This is a genomic window from Hydrogenovibrio sp. SC-1 (assembly GCF_002848135.1).
Classification (GTDB): Bacteria; Pseudomonadota; Gammaproteobacteria; order Thiomicrospirales; family Thiomicrospiraceae; genus Hydrogenovibrio.
Map to the genome: position 1 here is coordinate 73,574 of NZ_PKGB01000001.1, position 18,324 is coordinate 91,897.

The 18,324-nt window shown below is 43.6% G+C and carries 18 protein-coding genes; 4 read left to right on the top strand and 14 right to left on the bottom strand.

What is annotated here, in order from left to right; translation table 11 throughout:
- From CYQ88_RS00350 to CYQ88_RS00370, 5 genes are all read right to left on the bottom strand, one after another.
- The gene (locus tag CYQ88_RS00350; RefSeq protein ID WP_101839258.1) at nt 1–1,248 is read right to left on the bottom strand and encodes a DUF3419 family protein; all 1,248 of its coding nucleotides are present in this window, start codon (nt 1,246–1,248) and stop codon (nt 1–3) included.
- A gap of 137 nt (nt 1,249–1,385) precedes the next feature.
- On the bottom strand, nt 1,386–2,117 hold the full coding sequence (locus CYQ88_RS00355; RefSeq protein ID WP_101839260.1) for a YdiY family protein: 732 nt from the start codon (nt 2,115–2,117) through the stop codon (nt 1,386–1,388).
- Nucleotides 2,114–2,986 carry a mechanosensitive ion channel family protein gene (locus CYQ88_RS00360; protein WP_101839262.1) on the bottom strand — a complete coding sequence of 291 codons (873 nt, stop codon included), beginning with the start codon at nt 2,984–2,986 and terminating at the stop codon, nt 2,114–2,116. Before CYQ88_RS00360 ends, CYQ88_RS00355 begins: the two co-directional genes overlap by 4 nt.
- A 117-nt stretch (nt 2,987–3,103) precedes the next feature.
- Nucleotides 3,104–4,381: a 6-phosphofructokinase gene (locus tag CYQ88_RS00365; RefSeq protein ID WP_101839264.1), complete on the bottom strand. Its 1,278-nt coding sequence runs from the start codon at nt 4,379–4,381 to the stop codon at nt 3,104–3,106.
- Between the two features lie 53 nt (nt 4,382–4,434).
- The gene (locus tag CYQ88_RS00370) at nt 4,435–5,580 is read right to left on the bottom strand and encodes an HRDC domain-containing protein (protein ID WP_101839266.1); all 1,146 of its coding nucleotides are present in this window, start codon (nt 5,578–5,580) and stop codon (nt 4,435–4,437) included.
- 169 nt (nt 5,581–5,749) lie between these two features.
- On the opposite strand from CYQ88_RS00370, the gene mpl reads away from it, so the two are divergent.
- On the top strand, nt 5,750–7,147 hold the full coding sequence (mpl, locus tag CYQ88_RS00375; RefSeq protein WP_101839268.1) for a UDP-N-acetylmuramate:L-alanyl-gamma-D-glutamyl-meso-diaminopimelate ligase: 1,398 nt from the start codon (nt 5,750–5,752) through the stop codon (nt 7,145–7,147).
- Complete coding sequence (locus CYQ88_RS00380; RefSeq protein ID WP_101839270.1) at nt 7,144–8,166, top strand: diguanylate cyclase domain-containing protein; 1,023 nt, start codon at nt 7,144–7,146, stop codon at nt 8,164–8,166. Before mpl ends, CYQ88_RS00380 begins: the two co-directional genes overlap by 4 nt.
- A gap of 130 nt (nt 8,167–8,296) precedes the next feature.
- Here the strand turns inward: CYQ88_RS00380 and CYQ88_RS00385 are convergent, their stop codons facing one another.
- The 6 genes from CYQ88_RS00385 to CYQ88_RS00410 all read right to left on the bottom strand — a co-directional run bounded on the left by CYQ88_RS00385 (nt 8,297) and on the right by CYQ88_RS00410 (nt 12,776).
- The gene (locus CYQ88_RS00385) at nt 8,297–8,842 is read right to left on the bottom strand and encodes an elongation factor P hydroxylase (protein WP_101839273.1); all 546 of its coding nucleotides are present in this window, start codon (nt 8,840–8,842) and stop codon (nt 8,297–8,299) included.
- Nucleotides 8,843–8,853: 11 nt separating this feature from the next.
- Nucleotides 8,854–10,134 carry a glutamate-1-semialdehyde 2,1-aminomutase gene (gene hemL / locus CYQ88_RS00390; protein WP_101839275.1) on the bottom strand — a complete coding sequence of 427 codons (1,281 nt, stop codon included), beginning with the start codon at nt 10,132–10,134 and terminating at the stop codon, nt 8,854–8,856.
- A gap of 47 nt (nt 10,135–10,181) precedes the next feature.
- Nucleotides 10,182–10,685: a peroxiredoxin gene (locus CYQ88_RS00395; protein ID WP_101839276.1), complete on the bottom strand. Its 504-nt coding sequence runs from the start codon at nt 10,683–10,685 to the stop codon at nt 10,182–10,184.
- A gap of 10 nt (nt 10,686–10,695) precedes the next feature.
- A complete protein-coding gene (gene rpiA / locus CYQ88_RS00400) occupies nt 10,696–11,364 on the bottom strand; it encodes a ribose-5-phosphate isomerase RpiA (protein ID WP_101839278.1) in 669 nt (222 codons plus the stop codon).
- Between the two features lie 108 nt (nt 11,365–11,472).
- A complete protein-coding gene (locus CYQ88_RS00405; RefSeq protein ID WP_101839280.1) occupies nt 11,473–11,964 on the bottom strand; it encodes a hypothetical protein in 492 nt (163 codons plus the stop codon).
- A 182-nt stretch (nt 11,965–12,146) separates the two neighbouring features.
- Nucleotides 12,147–12,776 carry an SCO family protein gene (locus tag CYQ88_RS00410; protein ID WP_101839282.1) on the bottom strand — a complete coding sequence of 210 codons (630 nt, stop codon included), beginning with the start codon at nt 12,774–12,776 and terminating at the stop codon, nt 12,147–12,149.
- 209 nt (nt 12,777–12,985) lie between these two features.
- Here CYQ88_RS00410 and ilvA point away from each other — a divergent pair, with 209 nt between their 5' ends.
- Nucleotides 12,986–14,509, top strand: a complete 1,524-nt coding sequence (gene ilvA, locus CYQ88_RS00415; protein ID WP_101839284.1) for a threonine ammonia-lyase, biosynthetic — start codon at nt 12,986–12,988, stop codon at nt 14,507–14,509.
- Between the two features lie 40 nt (nt 14,510–14,549).
- Here the strand turns inward: ilvA and CYQ88_RS00420 are convergent, their stop codons facing one another.
- Nucleotides 14,550–15,134, bottom strand: coding sequence for a 5-formyltetrahydrofolate cyclo-ligase (locus CYQ88_RS00420; RefSeq protein WP_101839285.1), 585 nt, complete (start codon nt 15,132–15,134; stop codon nt 14,550–14,552).
- A gap of 417 nt (nt 15,135–15,551) precedes the next feature.
- Nucleotides 15,552–16,238 carry a helix-turn-helix transcriptional regulator gene (locus tag CYQ88_RS00425; RefSeq protein ID WP_101839287.1) on the bottom strand — a complete coding sequence of 229 codons (687 nt, stop codon included), beginning with the start codon at nt 16,236–16,238 and terminating at the stop codon, nt 15,552–15,554.
- A gap of 309 nt (nt 16,239–16,547) precedes the next feature.
- Between CYQ88_RS00425 and CYQ88_RS00430 the strand changes: the two genes are divergently transcribed.
- Nucleotides 16,548–17,792, top strand: coding sequence for a hypothetical protein (locus CYQ88_RS00430; RefSeq protein ID WP_101839289.1), 1,245 nt, complete (start codon nt 16,548–16,550; stop codon nt 17,790–17,792).
- Nucleotides 17,793–17,961: 169 nt separating this feature from the next.
- Here CYQ88_RS00430 and CYQ88_RS00435 read toward each other — a convergent pair whose 3' ends face one another.
- A complete protein-coding gene (locus CYQ88_RS00435) occupies nt 17,962–18,237 on the bottom strand; it encodes a cell division protein ZapA (protein ID WP_101839291.1) in 276 nt (91 codons plus the stop codon).
- Nucleotides 18,238–18,324 lie beyond the last annotated feature (87 nt).

Here is an 18,324-nt window from a genome sequence, read left to right on the forward strand (position 1 = left end):
TTATGCCGATAGCGTATAGGCAAATACACCGCCATAAATGGCTGATCGATCTTGTTTCGTCCAGCGTTGATTGGCTTCTGCATCCGTTGCCCATTTTTGTAAAATGGCTGCGGGAAGTTTTTCTTCCAGTGGCGAGGTTTCGCCTGCCGTTCTAAAGACGACTTTAGCACCCGGTTGTGCCGTGCGATTAATTTGCTGCCAGAGTTCGGTCAGTTGTTCAGCGTCCATCCAATCTTGAGCATCCAATAATAAGTAGGCATTTAGGCTATTGGCTGGCATGGCCTTTAACCTTTCTGTCATGGATTGATGGTGTAAGCTTAGGTGTTCTAGGTTTGTCTTTAGCGTGTCAAAGCTCTCTCTTTTTAAGTAGCGAGGCACTGCCTGACGATATTTGATGTCATAGCTACGATTAAAGGCTTGCCAAGCAAAATAGTTGTCTTTCAGCGGGAAGTCGCAAGCCAATCGGCGTGCGCGTTCTTTTAGTAGCAGGTGCATGCCTTGTTGTTGCTGTTGAGCGTCTTTTACCATTTCATCAAACTGAGCGGGCGGGATGCCAAGGCTGTAAAGCACAATGGAACGACGGCATAAAAACTTGACCAGTCGGGTATCAAATACCGGTGCGATGTGTTCGTCAAACAACTGTTGTTGTTCTTGTTCGTTACGGGCATTCATCACTTGACTGATATCATAGCCCAATTGCCTGCTGATCCAGTGAATAGCGCCAATAAAGCGCCCAAGAAGTCCATGTTGGTAAAAACCATCACTGAAGAACTCAATGCGTTTTTTCCCAAAAAATCCTTCTTTTCCCTCCCAATATTGCAAGGTTTTCTCGTCCAGATGGGGGCGCAGGTGTATGGCATAACTATCTTGGTTTTTTGCAAGGTTGGCACGACCGAAGAAATCAAAGAAGGATTCTGCATCCGGTAGATATTTAATGGCTGTCAATTTTAAATTGAGTAACGCCAAATGGGCTTCATTCAAATCCACGACCGTAATTGATTGGGGCGCTACGGTTAGATAATTCAATACGTTGCATCCACCCGATGAAATGGTAAAAATTCGAGACTGTTCATTCAGAGATAGGGCCTCAATATCCACTTCGGGGTCTTCCCATATTTGTGGATAAACTAGGCGGTCAAACCAGTGTGCGAAAAGCCGATTCAATAGGCCTTTACGACTTAGAAAAGGTGTATTGTGAACCGCCGTCTTAACCAGGTTTTTTGTTGCAGTTTCAGCACTTTCTAACATTGTCTTCTCCACCAATTGTGTTTAACTCATGGTACAAGGTAGAGATGACAATTCAGTGATGCTTTTATCACGCGTTTATGAGAGATTTATGACAAAACGCTAGCTGATTGGCTAGCGTTGAGAAAGGTGAGTTTTGGCTAGAAATCGTAAATTAATGTTAAAAAGGTTTCGGTGTCTTTTTTAACATTGCCAGCAGCAGGGGTATCATTGTGACGGATTTTATTGTTCGCTTTTAAACTTAGGCTACCATTTAGCTTTACCTTGATTCCCGTGTTGGTTTCATATTGCATTTGGTCGCTACCACTGTAAACGGCGATGTCCTGTAAAAAACGAACGTTTTGGTTGAAACCATATTCAAAGTTGGCTGAAGCTTTTAGGATGGATTGAGATAGGTCTTTTTGGCCACTGGCGTTGGCATAATTGGTGGTTTGACGACCTAAACCGACTTCTGTTGCTAATATGAGGTCGGTTTCATCGTAAAAGCTGTAGCCCATCCCGGCGAGCAAATAGGTGTTTAAATCAATATCGACAAAGCGATCATTCTCTAATCGAACCTGGCCAAAACCATAGGCTTGAGGATAAGCGTTGAGAAACCAGTCTGCTTGCACTTCGCCAACATAGCGTTCTTCAGTGGCAACCTTATCTTCCGATTTATTCTTGGCTTCAACCAATCCTTTTAAACGGTAGTCTGTCTGTTTGTAGTCGGCAGTGAGCGCAGCATACATAGATTCTGAAATCACGTTTCCGGTGGTATTGGCATAACCTGCTTCCCCTGCACCGCTTAAGCCATGTTTGGGTTCGTCTTCAGCCAAAACGGGTTGCGTGATGAGCGTGCTACCGAGAGCAAGCAGTAAAACATTTTTGTTCATAATTTGTCCTTAAGTTCTTTTGAAGTAATCGTTGGATTGTTGGTGTGTAAATGCACGTCCATTTGGGGATAGGGAATGCCAATATTGGCCGCATCAAAGGCCTGTTTGACCTTCTCATTCATATCCCAAAGTACAGGCCAGTAATCAGATGATTTGACCCAGGGGCGGACATTGAAATCAATGCTAGAAGCACCCAATTGGGCGATATTGACAACAGGTTCTGGATCTTTTAACACCCGTTCGTCAGCTTCGAGGAGTTGTATTAAAATCGACTTGGCCAATGCAATATCATCGTCGTAGCCAATGCCAAACACCATGTCCACTCGACGTGTGGGTTTGGCAGAATAATTGATAATGGTATCTTTATAAAGATTGCCATTGGGGATGATAATGGTTTTGTTATCGCCCGTTCTCATCTGAGTACTGAAAATGCCGATGGATTCAATGGTGCCCATTACGCCAGCGGCTTCGACAAAGTGACCGACTTGGAAAGTCTTAAACACGATTAACATCACGCCCGAGGCAAAGTTTTGTAATGAATCTTTCAGAGCTAACCCAATGGCGATACCGGCAGCCCCAACCAATGCCACCAGCGAGGTGGTATCGATGCCGAGTTGACTGAGCGCAGCGATGACCACAAATAACAGTAGCAGCGCATTGACAATGGCGGTAATAAAATTGATCAGCATGGCTTCCATCTTGGCTTTTTCAAGCAATTTGGTCGCAATTTTTACGATGCCCTTAACAACCATTTTTCCCACTAGAAAAATGAGGAGGGCAAAGATCAGATTGGTTCCCCAGCCAATAATGAAGGTATCCCAAATCAGTTGTGGATCAATTTGTTCGAAGTTCAAGTTTGATATGTCCATAAATGCCCTTTGGAATGGCTCAAGTAGCAGATTTGCATAAGTTGGGTCAAACCAGTTATTTTAAAGCATTTAAATGCTAGTACGTTAAAAAATGGCCAGGCCTGGCCATTTTCAATGCTATTTGACGATTTTATAGGGCGGGAGTTGCTTGGCCATACAGTGATATTGAATAGGGGTAATGGCTGGCAAACCATGTTGATAGGGAATCGCTCTTTGGCCTTTGACTAAAGGAGTTAGGTAAGCTAAAGCGGCAGGGGTGATGTCCATGCCATCGTCACTGATAAAGCTATCCGGCACGCGTTTTTCCAGGTCAGCGACTTTCTCTAAATCGACATTTTGGTAACGCCACACTAGAGGTTGTTCACCGATGACTTGGATGGTTGGGAGGACGCCATGACAGCCATCCAAGGCAGCTTGAACCGATGCTTTTCCGGCACGATAAGCCATCTCCCAGTCGGTTTCAGACACAATGTGGCTGGCAGATCGTTGCAGATAATCGGGAACGGCACTGTGGGTCTTGCAGTTAAAGGTTTGTGCAACGAGGTTCGATAGCGTGTGTGCCACTCCTCCCAGTTGGGTGTAGTCATGATTGTGGGTGTGTTCGACATTTTCAATAGAGATATAACTGCCATCGGCATTAGTCAAGCCTTCAGACACGACACACACACAATAGCCTTGGTGTTCGATAAAGTGGTCCACTTTAGCAAGAAAGGCTTGCTGATTGAAAGCACGTTCGGCAGGGAGTACGATTAAGGGCACGTCTGGTATTTGCGTTTTAATTAAGCCGCCGGCGATTGCCAGCCACCCCGCGTTTCGGCCCATAGCTTCTAGGGCAAAAAACTTAGTTGAGGTACGGTGCATGGATATCAAGTCTAAAGTTGCTTCGAGCAAGCTGGTGGCAATATATTTTGCAGCACTGCCAAACCCAGGGCTACAGTGAGAGAGAGCAAGGTCATTATCAATGGTCTTCGCCACACCGATACAGGTGACTGGGTGGCCATGCGCGGTGCAGTAATCAGCCACTTTTTGTGCTGTAACCATAGAGCCATTGCCGCCATTGTAGAAAAAATAACCAATATCATACTGGCGGAATACATCCAATACCCGTTGATACTGATCTGGATTCTCTGCTAGGGTGTCCAAATCAAAGCGGCATGATTGAAAGGTCGCGCCTGGCTGTATTTTGAGTTGATCAAGAGTTTCTTCACTGAGCTGAGATGTGTCAACGAGTGTTTCTTCTAGTACGCCGACAATGCCATTGATTGCTGCATAAATTTTGCCAAATTTTTCAGGGTGTCGGCGTGCCATTTCGATGACTCCAGCCGCACTGGCATTAATGACGGCGGTCACACCACCGGCTTGAGCATAAAGGACATTATTCGCTTGTTGAGGCATGTTACGAGGTTCCTGTTATCGTTTACACTGAGTTTAAATGGGTTTCGTTTGAATTAAATGACGGATTTTTGAAGTAGCTGATGATTGCCATAGCTCAAGGCTGTTTTACCATCTAAAAAATCGCGCAATGGCTTTTCAACCAGCAAGTGACGCCAACCTTGCAAAACGGAGCCCGGTTGGCGAATAATGGCCAGCAAATCTGTCCTATTGATTATATTATGCGGATTGATATGATAAATTAAAGCCATCTGGTTTGCCCAGGCAAATCCGATATCCAATAAAATTGCTTCTTGAGGCGTTGGTGGGGCAACCGGAGTCGGCGGCGTTGGCCAAAGGTCAGGGTGCGCAAATACATCATCAATCTCTTTAATCCAAGTCTCACCGTACTGTTTGATTGAGGCAGGTTTGATATGAGGCACTTTATAAAGTGCCTCTACGCAATCAGGTGGGCGCTTGGCAATAGCGACCAGAACATCATCAGACAGTACCCAGCGTTTAGGTTGGTTATGTTCAATCGCATGACGTTCGCGCCATTCTGCGAGTCGATAGGCAATTGCACGATTTTTCCGAGATAATTTATGGGTGGCTTTGATTTTAGCCCCCGCTGCTTCAGGTGACAATTCATATAACCGGATGTCCAATAAGGCATCAAAATCTTGTTGTAATGCATTGAGTTGTTCTGGCGTCAATTGACTCAGGCATTTTTCATATAAAGGCGCTAAGGTACGAACATCATCTATAGCATAAGCGAGTTGTTGTTCGGTGAGAGGGCGTTGTTGCCAATCGGTTCGGGTTTGATCTTTTTCTAACTTGATATCGAGTTCAGCTGCGACCACGCGGGCTAATCCTGCCAAATCGCCGTGCCCTAAAAATAAACAAGCAATCTGAGTATCAAAAATATTAACTGGTAATTGTCCTGAAACTTGGTAGAGCACTTCTAGGTCTTGTCGAGCCGAATGGAAGACCTTGATGATATCAGGATTTTGTAATAATTCCCATAAAGGACTGAGATCATTAACCGCAATGGGATCAATAATGGCAGAAATTCCTTCAGGATTTTGGGTTTGAATTAAGCTTAATATTGGAAAATAGGTATCCGTTCGCACAAATTCAGTATCGATTGCCAGCCATGGACTGGATTCGATGGATTGGCAAAATTGGATTAAGGCGTCGGTGTGATCAATAAATTGGTAGGTCATAACGGAAGTTTACGGTTTAAAAGTGGTTTCGGCAAGCAAAAGCCGTTGGCTTTTTTCAGGATTCTTCAATATGATACGTGTCTGAAGCAACCTTGCCATATTATCGCGCAAAGAGGCCTCATCAATAACGCAAAATAACGGCTTTATAAACTGTTTAAAAGGGGTGAGTTTGAAAATTCATATTTTAGGGATTGCAGGTACCTTCATGGGAGGGATTGCCCAGTTAGCGAAGGCAAAAGGGGTGACTGTTTCTGGTTCGGATCACGCCGTGTATCCGCCTATGAGCACTCAGCTCGAACAAGCCGATATCGAGGTAATGGCGGACGATTCACTCGCTTTCCTGCAACAATTTCCTGATACGGTGGTCATTGGTAATGCGTTAAGTCGAGGACAGGTCGCGGTTGAAGCAACATTGAATGCTCAGCAAGTCTATACATCGGGCCCTCAGTGGTTGGCTGACAATATCTTAAAGGATCGCTGGGTGGTAGCTGTTGCCGGTACCCATGGTAAAACCTCTACAGCTTCAATGGTGGCTTGGATTTTAGAGGTTGCTGGCTTAGCGCCGGGATTCTTGATTGGGGGGGTGCCAGAAAATTTTGGTGTTTCTGCTCGATTAGGGGATGCGCCATTTTTTGTGGTTGAAGCCGATGAATATGACACCGCCTTTTTTGATAAACGCTCAAAGTTTGTTCACTATCATCCCCGTACTTGTGTGTTGAATAATTTAGAATTTGATCATGCCGATATTTTCGATAGTTTGGCAGCCATTCAAAAGCAATTTCACCACCTACTGAGAACCGTCCCTAGTAATGGGCTGGTGGTGATGCCAAATGATGATCCCGCTCTGGATGAAGTCGTTGCTCAAGGATGTTGGACGCCCATCCAACATCAAGGCGAAGGAGGGGATTGGTCTGCGGTATTAAAGCAGCAAGATGCCAGTGTGTTTGAGGTGTTCTATCAGCAGCAGTCATTAGGAGACATAGCGTGGCAAATGACTGGAGCTCATAATGTCCGTAATGCCCTTAGTGCAATAGCTGGAGCAGTGCATTGTGGTGTTCCTCCCAAATTAGCGGTAGAAAGTTTATCTAGCTTTAAAGGCATTCGTCGCAGAATGACATTGGTTGATACGGTTAATGAAATTCGTGTGTATGATGATTTTGCCCATCATCCGACGGCGATTGCAACCTCTCTTGCTGGAGTACGGGCAAAAATGCAGCAATCGCATTCGTCTGTCGGGCGGTTAATCGCCGTATTTGAACCGAGGTCCAATACCATGCGTTTGGGGATTCATCGTCATTCGTTACCAAAGGCATTTGACGCAGCAGATGCGGTTTTTGGGTTTATTGATCCCGGTTGGCATTGGCAGTTAGCATCTGATCAGTTTCAGTGTGATGTCACGTTGGTGGATAGCTATGATAAACTATATGAAGCTCTATTGGGGGCTTGTCAGCCTCATGATCAGGTGGTATTTATGAGTAATGGTAGTTTTGGTGGGCTACATCAAAGATTGATTGAGGGATTAAAACAAAAATATAGTTTCTCTCAGTCAGAAAAAGGAAAGTTATGAAGAGACAGTTGATTGCCAATAAGACCCTAGAATATCTTATCGACAATAAATTGGACATTAATCCGATGATGTTCAGTATTTGGTATTCCTATTTTTTAGGTGAGAACAAAAACCTCATTTCTCGAATTAAATCATTGCGTGGCAGTGAGAATGGTTTGACTGAGACTTCCTATCACCGCTTGTATGAATCTTACATTCTTAGAGAACATTTTCGAGATTCATTAGGTATCAATGAAAAAACGTCTCAGATTATTGATAGAGCCAATGAATTGAGAGAACGTATTCATGAGTTTGTTGAAAATATTCAAGGTCATCAAGCCGTTATTGGTGATATGAGTGATAGTTTATCAGTTGCGAAAACTCGAGAAGCTATTCAGATCATTCTCAATGAAGCCTTGTCAGAAATGAAAACAGTGGAAAAAGAATCTGAGAAAACCACTATTTGGATGAAGCGGAATGTGCAAGAGTTGGATGCGGTTAAAAAGGATGTGATTGATATTGAACAGAATATGAATCGTGATTTTTTAACAGGATTGCCTGATAGAACTTATTATGAAAAGGAGTTAGAGGCATTTTTGAACAATTCCATGTCAGGTATTATTTCCAAAAAATATTTCGTGGTGTTCGATATTGAAGATTTGGATCATTACAATCAACAATATTCCTGGCTGGTCGGAGACAGTATTTTACGTCTGGTGGTGAAAATTATTCAAACTGAGACCGAACAAAATTGGGAGATGATGCGTCTTGAAGAAGATGAATTGGCTGTTTTTACTCCCAATGGCTTTCCCGTTCACAAGATTCCTGAGTATGTTGAAAGAGTTCGGACTCTGATTGAAGGCAAGCAAGTCATGTTAAAAAATCAGCAAAAGTCGATTAAAAATATTACTGTGAATGCGGCGATTATTAAGGTCGAGGTGTTTGATGACCTAAAAACCGTGCAAGAAAAAGTGAAAAAAGGCTTGAAGCAAATTAAAGACGACCCAGATTTACACGTTGTACAGGTTGATAAGCTTTAGTCATGTGGGCATTTTTAGAAGTCGGCATACTGTTCGGGCTAGTATTTATTGTTGTCTGGGCGATCTTTAGCAAGCCCAAACCTCCTAAAAAATAGCTATACTCAAAGGGCACGACGAACCTAGGCATTTATTATTGTGTTAACTGAAATTCTGTTAGGCTTAAAGTCCAGTTAGGACGATAATGCTGGATTAAGCAAGTTGTCCAGATCTGAGCGTCCCGAGGTAATCCTTCAGTTAGATAGATTTCTACTTGAGCCTGTACCGCTTTTTTAAAGCGGTTAGAGGGCTGGTTGTTCAATGAGAGGTTATCAGCACTGAAGTGAAACGTAAAATTTGCAGCTTGGGAAAAAATCCATTCTAATGCTTGAGGTTTTACCTCCACCTGTTCAAATTCAGCTTGGCGTTTTTCAGAGCGCCCATCTGGTTCATACCAATAACCAAAATCCTCAAGCAATCGCCTTTTGGGCCCAGCAACGCACCAGTGAGCGATTTCATGTAATGCTGAAGCAAAAAAACCGTGTGCAAAAATAATGCGATGGTAGGGATGTTTTTTATCTGCTGGTCGATAGATTGGTTCCTTTTCACAGCACACCAAATGCGTGTGCTGGCTTTCTGAAAAGGTTGCATTAAAAAGCGCAATGAGGGTTTGCGCTTGATGAGGTGAATGGTCGAGCATAGATGTTCGGGTTAAAGCGTTGCCATCACCTTGCGAGCGGCTGCTAAGGTTGCATCTATGTCTGCATCGGTATGCATTATGGAGACAAAACCAGCTTCAAATGCAGATGGGGCTAAATAAATCCCTTCATTTAACATGCCATGATAGAAGGCCTTGAAGCGTTCCATGTCGCCTTGTGCAACTTGTGCAAAACGAGAAATGGACTTTTGTTCACTAAAGAAGAAACCGAACATACCGCCGACCTGATTGGTCGTGAAAGGGATACCAGCTTCGTCCGCGACGGCTTGCAAACCATTAACCAGTTTGGTGGTTTTAGCCTCTAAGCTCTCAAAAAATCCCGGTTGACTAATCAGTTCTAAGGTCTTTAAACCAGCTGCCATAGCGATAGGGTTGCCCGATAAAGTACCGGCTTGATAAACCGGACCCAGTGGCGCGATATGTTGCATGATTTCGCGTTTCCCACCAAATGCACCGACGGGCATGCCGCCGCCAATGACTTTGCCAAACGTAACAAGGTCGGCATCAACATTGTAACGTGCCTGAGCGCCACCAAGACCCACACGGAATCCACACATGACTTCATCAAAAATCAGTACGGCACCGGATTCGTCACAGACTTCTCTCAAGGTTTCTAAAAAGCCAGGTTCTGGCGGGATACAGTTCATATTGCCGGCAACGGGTTCAACAATAATACAAGCTACCTGGTCGCCGATTTCGGAAAAGACACGACGAACTTCATCCGCATCGTTGTGCGTTAAGGTTAAAGTTTCCTCAGCCAAGCAAGCAGGCACACCAGGTGAGGACGGTACGCCTAACGTTAGTGCGCCAGACCCAGCTTTGACGAGCAATGAATCAGAATGACCGTGGTAGCAACCTTCAAACTTAACAATTTTATCCCTGCCGGTATAACCACGTGCGAGACGAATTGCCGTCATGGTGGCTTCGGTACCTGAACTCACCATTCGTACCATGTCCATAGAAGGCACTAGGTTGCAAACATAGTCTGCCATGGTGGTTTCAATGGCTGTTGGCGCACCGAAGGATAGTCCGTGTTCGGCTTTTTCTTGAACGGCACGAATAACTTCAGGGTGGGCATGTCCCAATATAGCAGGACCCCAAGAACCGACATAGTCAATATAGCGTTTATCGTCTTCATCTACGAGATAGGCGCCTTTTGCTTCCTTAAAGAATACAGGTGTTCCACCCACACTTTTAAAAGCTCTAACCGGGGAATTTACACCGCCAGGAATGTGGTTTTGAGCGGCTTCAAATAAATCTTGAGAATGTGACATGCGCGTCCTTATTACTAGTTTGGGGGTTAAAATTCTGGAGTAAAAACTTATAAATCAGGGGTCATTTGATCAAGGGTCTGGACAACCCAGTCAAAATCCACTTCGCCCACTTTACGATATTTAATATTGCCATTCGGAGCAATTAAGTAACTGGTAGGCGTCAGTAAGACTTCACCAAAGGCCGAGGCAATTTTCCCTTCAGTGTCTTTGACGAACGAAAAGGGGTAAGGGTTTTTGGCAGTAAATTTTTCGACCTGTTCAGCGGGATCATATTCCATTGATACCGCGACCAGTTCAAATTGATCACCAAACTGTTGTTTGATTTTAGCAAGGTGTGGCATTTCGGCAATACAGCCAGAGCAGGTGGTTGCCCAAAAGGTCACCATAACCGGCTTCATAGGTCGATCCAGTTCAAGCATTTGCCCTTGGGCCGTTTTAACGGTGATGGCAGGCGCCTTTCCTAAGCCATCTGAAAAGACGGTCAAATAGACCAAAGTCCCAATAAGTGCTAGGACAGCTAATCCAAAAAATTGTCGTGCCATATTTTGCATGGGGAAACCCTTAGTCAGTTACGGTGATGGTTTCAACACCATTTGCCGTGCCACACAAGAAAATATCTGCATTACGGGCTGCGAAAAGACCATTGGTTACAACGCCGACAATACTGTTGAGTTCCGTTTCCATTGCGACAGGATCTGTAATTTCCAAACCGTGAATATCTAAGATAACATTACCGTTGTCGGTGGTAAAACCGTCTCTAAGTACTGGTTCACCGCCAAAGCGCTTAACCACTTCACGAGCAACATAGCTACGAGCCATTGGGATGACTTCGATGGGGAGTGGGAATTTGCCAAGCACATCAACTTTTTTACTGTCATCGGCAATACAAACAAATTGTTTGGCAACCGCTAGTACGATTTTTTCGCGTGTTAAAGCACCACCGCCACCTTTAATTAAATTGAGCTGAGGATCAGCCTCATCGGCGCCATCAATATAGACAGACATTTCATCAACGGCATTCAGCTCTAACACAGGAATACCATGTCCTTTTAGTCGTTCAGCAGTGGCCTCTGAGCTGGCAACCGCGCCTTTAATACTGCCTTTGATTTTGGCCAGTTCATCAATAAAGAAATTGGCCGTAGAACCTGTCCCAACACCAATATAAGTATCTGGTACAACGTATTCAATGGCGGCTTTTGCAACTTGTTGCTTTAATTCATCTTGTGTCATGGTTTTTCTCGTCGTTTTTAAAAAGGCTTGCCTTTGCGTTTAAATTGGGTGACATTTTAATCATTTTAGTGCTTAAAGTATAGCTTGAGACATTACTCTAATTGATGGCTAATGGTGCTTTGAACCACCAGGTGCATTGAATAACACTGGCGGTGCTTGCGTTTCAGGCACGGATTCACTCAGTTTTGGGGGCATCTCGCCGGGTTTTCTTTCATAGTGACCAACGACCATTCCTGACTGGGTGACATAATAGTGGCTGTCATAAACATGCACCGTTTTAAAAACCATAGGGCGAATTTGTTTTGACGTTTCGGAAAGCGGCTTGCCTAATGTCATGTACATACCGCACATGGTACAACCGTTGACAACTTGACCTTTCGCAAAGTTAGCATGGTCTTCAACACTTAACTGACCGCGTCGGTCCAATTCTTTTATATAAGCGGTTTTCTGGGCTGAATCCGTTAGGTCGAAATAGTCCACGCAAAGTGTCAATGTTTTTGCGGATTCTAAAGAGCTGTCTGAGTCGGCTAGAGCAATGCCATTGAAAGAAACTAGACTCGCCAACAGAATAGCATTTAATGAGAAGTACTTTTTTATCATATAAAAGACCTTTGAATAAGATAAGGGAGTTATAAACTGTCAATCACTATAAGCATTCTTGAAACCTTTTCAAGATTGAATTGAATAGAAATGCTGACAAAATCCTTGAGCCATGCATTAAAACCCTTATTAGGGATAGTAAAAATACACAGGGTGCCTTTGCTTAGGGGTATGACAGGGCATCAAGGATTTGGTTGAAGAGCTTGTTCAATAGCGTGTTGGAATTGTTTGGGGTTAGTGCCGTGCGGTAATTGTTTGACCAGTTTACCCTCTGGGTTGATCAAGTAAGTAAAAGCCGAGTGGTCAACCGAGTAGTTCTTGTCGTTGTCGGGTGTTTTATGTAGAGCATAAACGACGCCATAACGCTGGGTAATGTTATCTATATCGGCTTTGCTACCGGTTAAGCCAATGATGTCACTGTTAAAAAAATTGACATACTCTGCCAGTTTTGCAGGCGTGTCTCTTTCGGGATCAACCGATATAAACAGGATTTGTACTTGAGACTGTTGTGCTTCGCTCAGTCTACGGTAGGCCAAGGATAAGTTGCCGAGGTTGGTTGGGCAAATATCTGGGCAAAAGGTGTAGCCAAAATATATAAAAACCCACTGGTTACGAAACTGGCTGAGGGATACGGGGCCTTGGTGAGCATCCAAGGTGAAATCACCGCCAGTTGGCGCTTCCGACAGTTGAAGCTGAGCTGTCGCGTATTCCGAATTGAAAAAGGGCGCTTTTTCAGCAGTGACAACGAAATAGCCTGTTACAGCCAGTAATAGGATGAGTAAAATAATACGCCAATTTTTATGCCAGCTCATAGTGACCCTTTTGTTGTAATTTGCATCAATGCAGTGTCAATTGAATTGAGAAGATTGTAGCGACTGTTGATGCAAAAAGCATTAAAAACCGGCGAAAGCACTGTTGAATAAACGTTGAGTTAAGTTGAAACCTAACTCAAAAACACAGGAAGATTGGCATTTGCTATAATCCGGTGATTATCTGAATTTTCTAATACTAAGGATGCTTGATGCCTGAAACCATTTTGAGACGTGTTTTAAAAGCGCCAGTTTATGATGTGGCGGAACAAACGCCCTTAGAACCGGCTCCGCTTATATCTAAGCGTGTCCGCAACCAGGTATGGTTAAAACGTGAAGATCTACAGCCCGTTTTCTCATTTAAATTACGTGGTGCCTATAATTGTTTGTATCACCTGACGGATCAGCAAAAACAGCGTGGAGTGATCGCAGCGTCTGCCGGCAATCATGCACAAGGGGTTGCGCTCGCGGCCACTAAAATGGGGATTAAGGCAACGATTGTTATGCCTAGAACCACACCAACCATTAAGGTTGATTCCGTTCGCAATCGCGGAGGGGAAGTAGTGCTCTTTGGTGACGCCTATGATGAAGCCGCGCAACATGCTCAACAGTTATGTCAAGAAAATGGTTATACCTACATCCCGCCTTATGATGATATGGATGTGATAGCAGGGCAAGGCACCATTGCTTTGGAAATGTTGCGGCAAGCCAAGCCTTTTGATGTGATTTTTATCCCAGTGGGCGGCGGAGGGTTGATTGCCGGTATTGCTGCCGTCATTAAACAAGTGGCTCCGGAAACTCGCATTGTTGGGGTGGAGCCGGAAGATGCGGCTTGTATGACGGCAGCTTTAAAGGCAAATTCCCGCGTAAAGTTGGATTCGGTTGGGATTTTTGCCGATGGCGTTGCGGTGGCTCAGGCAGGAGAAATTCCCTTTAGAATTGCTCAGAGTTGTGTCGATGAAATGGTAACGGTTAAGACCGATGAAATTTGTGCGGCTGTCAAAGATATTTTTCAGGAAACACGCGTGATTTCAGAGCCGGCAGGCGCCTTAGCGTTAGCGGGAATGAAAAAGTTTGTGACCGAAAAGGGCGTTGCGGATTTAAAGCTGGCCGTGATTGTTAGTGGCGCGAATATGAATTTTGATGCGTTACGGTATATTTCAGAAAGAACCGAAATTGGTGAAAAGCGGGAATCCATTTTTGCAGTGACTATTCCTGAAACCCCAGGGAGTTTTAAGCAATTCTGTGAGTTACTGGGAGATAGGCGTGCGATTACCGAATTTAACTATCGGTATTCAGATGAGGACTCGGCAGTGGTTTTTGTCGGAGTACGAACGGAAGGGGGTGTTGCTGAAAAAGAGCAACTGGTTGAGCAGCTCAAAAAATGCCAATACGACTTGGTGGACTTAAGTGACGATGAAATGGCCAAGTTACACCTGCGTCATATGGTTGGTGGTCATGCGCATGGGGTTGCTCATGAATTACTATATCGATTCCAGTTTCCAGAACGTCCCGGAGCGTTATTGCAGTTTTTGTCGCAAATGAGTGAAGAGTGGAATATAAGTTTGTTCCATTATCGCAATCATGGTGCGGCTTATGGACGAGTCTTGGTCGGGGTGCAGGTTCCGCCACACCAGCAGCAGCAATTTGAAGACTATTTAAACACCTTGGGATATCCATTTTTTGCCGAGCAAGACAATCCTGGCTACCAGCTTTTTTTAAGGCCTGTTGATTAAAAAACGACCAGGCCTGGTCGTTTTGAGTGATAAGTTTTACTTAAAACTCATACAAATGGTTCTCTGTAATGAGCCCGTCTAATGGAATGTCCCATGCATTTGGCTGGATCTGGTCAATTTGCTGGCACTGATGCGCCCAACCAATGAGTTTGGGTTTATTGGACGGTGCGCCTGCCCTTCGTTTAAAGGCAAAAGTTCGATCATAATAGCCCCCGCCCATACCGATTCGATTGCCTTGATGGTCAAAACACGTTAAAGGCATCAAGACTATATCCAGTTGATTGCCTGTTAAATGTTGATGATGTGGAACCTTGGGTTCTAAGATGCCAAATTGATTCAATTGATAGTGTGTAGCGACGGTTACTTCTGCAAAGGCCATCGATCGACCACGGTGGCTTTGAAGGACAGGTAAATACGTACGGTGATGACGCTGCCATAATGCTCGAAAAAGAAGTTCAGTAGGCAGTTCGCCATCCTGAGCTAAAAATAGCGCGATTTTTTTAGGGCGTTGAGTCCACCGTGAGCGCATGAGCCACCGCATCGCTTTATTAGCGTGCTGATATTGCTGCTCAGCTGTCAATGCATTTCGCTTTTGGCGACAAAGTTGGCGGGCATCTGATGTCATTACAAAGGTGTAAAACTTTTAATTTTAGAGTTGGTTGTGTGAATAGATAATTAAAAAAGCGTGGGCTGAGCCATTATCCCTGAACCGTTAAGTTCAGGTGGCAGCCTCCACTAAAAATTTAGGTGTCTCGGACAAAAGCGAGACGCTCACCATTTAAAGTTTCTGGCCCCGAGGTCAAAGTTATCGGCAGGGGATTTGAACTCAACCCACGAGTCCATTTTATAACAATTAAATATTTTGTGTCATTCTTTCATTAACCCGGAGGGGGCATATATTGGCGTAGAATGGGAAAAGTGAATTGATTTATCAGGAAATTATCCTAATAAATATTCTATTTATTACGTGCGGCCGACTGACACTATATGGCTTGTGCGTAAAAGGCGGGTAACATTAGAGCAAATTATATGAAATATCACGCTAAGATTCGTTGGTGTTTTTAGCACTATTAGAGCCTGTTTGTGTGTCTTTTTCAGAAGGTCTAAATAGTTTTTCAGTATTAATCAACTCTTCGAGGAAGTATCCCGTCAGTTTTGCCCGTCCAGATAATTGTGCCTTTTTATAAATAATAGTGGCATGTTGGCGCACAGTTCCTTCGCCTCGATGACAGTTTTCTGCAATTTCTTTTAAGCTGTGCCCAAGAATGAGCAGGGATGCAACTTTTTGCTCAGCTGCTGTGAGTTTCCATTCTTTAAAGGTGGTTTGCATTTGCGTGGCAAGACAGGGTGCAAAGGTTGTGTCATTTATTTCAGTTGGTTGAACCGTGCTTATATTATTATCGGTTGTATCGGTTGTATCGGTTGTATCGGTTGCATCAGTTGTATCAGTTGTATCAGTTTTCGTTTCTGCATTGTCAGAATCCATTTCATTGGTGATGTATTCTTGGGGTTGAAATGGAGCTGGACCGGTTAAGATCAGCACAATAATAGATATATAGAGTATGAATACTGCAACTTTAACCCCGAGATGGAGGGGGTCTAGGTTGGAATAACCCTCTAAATAGAGGTCAAAAACGTGCAAAAACATCGCTAGAAATAGAATACTTAATAGTGTCAAACGATTTTTTTTATTTAAATTTTGAAAAAACTGCACAGAAGTCAAATTCATTCTATCCTCACAATTTTGGTACCAAAAGCGCTTTTATGTTCCAAGAAAAGTCACTGTCTGCCTGAATAGGGCTTATTGTAGCGCATTTTTTACATTTGTTAGGGGTTTTAATGATGGGGTCATTAAAAATTCATATTGTTGTCATAATGTTTATAACATAAGTTAGTGTGTGGTTTTTTTGATACATTTTTAGTTTCGAACATTTGTTATATATACACTTTGGTCGGTTTTTTTTAAGGTTGCGTCCAGGTATCGAAAACGATGCTTTTTGAAATTTAGTTCCTATCTATTAACGAGGATACAAATAATATGAAAATGAAGAAGACTCAAGGTATTGCTTCTAAAGCGTTACTTTCTGTTGCAGGTTTTGCTGCTTTCGGATTAACTTTAACTCCGCCATCAGCTGAAGCTGTCCCAGCATTCGCACGTCAAATGGGCATGCAATGTTCAATGTGTCACTCAGTAGCTTTCCCAGCGATCAACTCTTTCGGTCGTGCTTTTAAAGCGTCTGGTTACACTATGACTGGTGCACAGCAACAAATCAAAGGTACTGATTTCGCTCTACCTTCAACTCTTAACATGTCAATGATCTCTAAATTGCGTTATGTTGAGTCTGCTGGTAATGGTGAAGTTGTATGGCCTGATGAGCAAGCTTTCCTATTCGGTGGTAAAGTTTCTGACGGTATTGGTGCATTGGTTGAAGGTGCTCTAGCTGGTGGTGTTGTAACTATCGAAGATGGTTCTGGTAACGCAACTCTAGGTAACTCTACTGCGCATGATCTTGAAGGAACTGCAAACTGGTCTTTAGGTTATAAGATCATGTTTGAAGCGGCGAAAATGGGTAACACTCGTGTTTCGATCGTTCCTTTCTCAACTGACGCTTTAGGGCCAGGGTATTCTTTCGAACTACTAAACACTGGTGCTCAACGTTCACAACGTATGATCGAAGATCGTAAAGCATTAAGTGCTTCTAACGTACTTGGTGTTGGTACAGGTGCTGCAACTGGTTTAGCGGTTGTTATCTCTGATCCTTCATACTTCGTTAACATCGCTCAGTATACTCCAGGCTGGTGGACTCATAGTACTGCTGCTAAGATCACTAACCTAGCAACTTATGTACGTGCTGCTGCTATGCAACAAGTTGCTGGTATGGATGGCGCAATTGGTGTTCAAATGATTTCTGGTGAAGTAACTGGTAATGACGGTTCAACTGCTGCTAAGCTTGACGGTTATGTAATTGACTCACAGCTTGAAGGTAAAGTTGCTGGTCGTAACTTCGCTGCTTACCTAAGCTATGGTGATGTTAAGAACCCTAATGACGGTGCTTCTGCAACTACAGGTACTTCAGCTAAGTCTACTAACCTTGCTGTGTTAATGGGTATTACTGATACTGTTAACGGTTATGTTGCCACTCGTTCTTCTAAAGAAAAAGGTGACTCAAACACTGTTGGTGTTGCATGGTCTATGCGTCAGAACATGAAGTTAGAATTGTTCCACGCTATGCCTAAAGGTGGTGATGCTACCACTACTCTACAAATGTTCACTGCTTGGTAAGTTTGATTACCTTCAGTTAACTTTCCTAACCCTTGGGTTAGGAAGCTCTGTAGAAAGAACCACCTTCGGGTGGTTTTTTTATGTCTGGAATAAAGTTTTATATTGTAACGAGCGGCTGTTTTATTCTGGGGATGCTGCTATTGATGTGTGGATTCTACTTTATGGAGGACTAAGAAGGGGTATCTTGTGTGTCTGTCGTCGCTTGTTGTTGGATGGATTCGAGTTGTTGATCCAGTCTTAAACAATATTGGGTGGTATCTTGTTTCATTTGCAAATAGTCATAACACAAATTTAAAGCAACCATTAGCACTTTGCTTTCCCCTTGTAAGTTGCTGACTTGGTCTAACTTATCTTCTAACAAAGTGGCTGCTTCAATTAGCAGTTCACGGTCTTCTGGCGCACACGGAACTTCAAAAGTGTGGTTCATCAGTGAAAGCGTTAACATGGTATTTCCTTTTGAGTCATGTTCTTCGATAATCTATTTTATTTATGGTACGCACTTTAAAAGAATTTGTCATTAAAAAAACTGGAT

Bases quoted from the DNA above. Each gene is read 5' to 3' on its own strand.
- CYQ88_RS00430 (WP_101839289.1), top strand. From the start codon at position 16,548: ATGAAAATGAAGAAGACTCAAGGTATTGCTTCTAAAGCGTTACTTTCT.
- CYQ88_RS00420 (WP_101839285.1), bottom strand. From the start codon at position 15,134: ATGACATCAGATGCCCGCCAACTTTGTCGCCAAAAGCGAAATGCATTG.
- CYQ88_RS00380 (WP_101839270.1), top strand. From the start codon at position 7,144: ATGAAGAGACAGTTGATTGCCAATAAGACCCTAGAATATCTTATCGAC.
- CYQ88_RS00355 (WP_101839260.1), bottom strand. From the start codon at position 2,117: ATGAACAAAAATGTTTTACTGCTTGCTCTCGGTAGCACGCTCATCACG.
- rpiA (WP_101839278.1), bottom strand. From the start codon at position 11,364: ATGACACAAGATGAATTAAAGCAACAAGTTGCAAAAGCCGCCATTGAA.
- CYQ88_RS00405 (WP_101839280.1), bottom strand. From the start codon at position 11,964: ATGATAAAAAAGTACTTCTCATTAAATGCTATTCTGTTGGCGAGTCTA.
- CYQ88_RS00360 (WP_101839262.1), bottom strand. From the start codon at position 2,986: ATGGACATATCAAACTTGAACTTCGAACAAATTGATCCACAACTGATT.
- CYQ88_RS00365 (WP_101839264.1), bottom strand. From the start codon at position 4,381: ATGCCTCAACAAGCGAATAATGTCCTTTATGCTCAAGCCGGTGGTGTG.
- CYQ88_RS00370 (WP_101839266.1), bottom strand. From the start codon at position 5,580: ATGACCTACCAATTTATTGATCACACCGACGCCTTAATCCAATTTTGC.
- CYQ88_RS00425 (WP_101839287.1), bottom strand. From the start codon at position 16,238: ATGAATTTGACTTCTGTGCAGTTTTTTCAAAATTTAAATAAAAAAAAT.
- CYQ88_RS00385 (WP_101839273.1), bottom strand. From the start codon at position 8,842: ATGCTCGACCATTCACCTCATCAAGCGCAAACCCTCATTGCGCTTTTT.
- ilvA (WP_101839284.1), top strand. From the start codon at position 12,986: ATGCCTGAAACCATTTTGAGACGTGTTTTAAAAGCGCCAGTTTATGAT.
- CYQ88_RS00410 (WP_101839282.1), bottom strand. From the start codon at position 12,776: ATGAGCTGGCATAAAAATTGGCGTATTATTTTACTCATCCTATTACTG.
- CYQ88_RS00395 (WP_101839276.1), bottom strand. From the start codon at position 10,685: ATGCAAAATATGGCACGACAATTTTTTGGATTAGCTGTCCTAGCACTT.
- CYQ88_RS00350 (WP_101839258.1), bottom strand. From the start codon at position 1,248: ATGTTAGAAAGTGCTGAAACTGCAACAAAAAACCTGGTTAAGACGGCG.
- CYQ88_RS00435 (WP_101839291.1), bottom strand. From the start codon at position 18,237: ATGTTAACGCTTTCACTGATGAACCACACTTTTGAAGTTCCGTGTGCG.
- hemL (WP_101839275.1), bottom strand. From the start codon at position 10,134: ATGTCACATTCTCAAGATTTATTTGAAGCCGCTCAAAACCACATTCCT.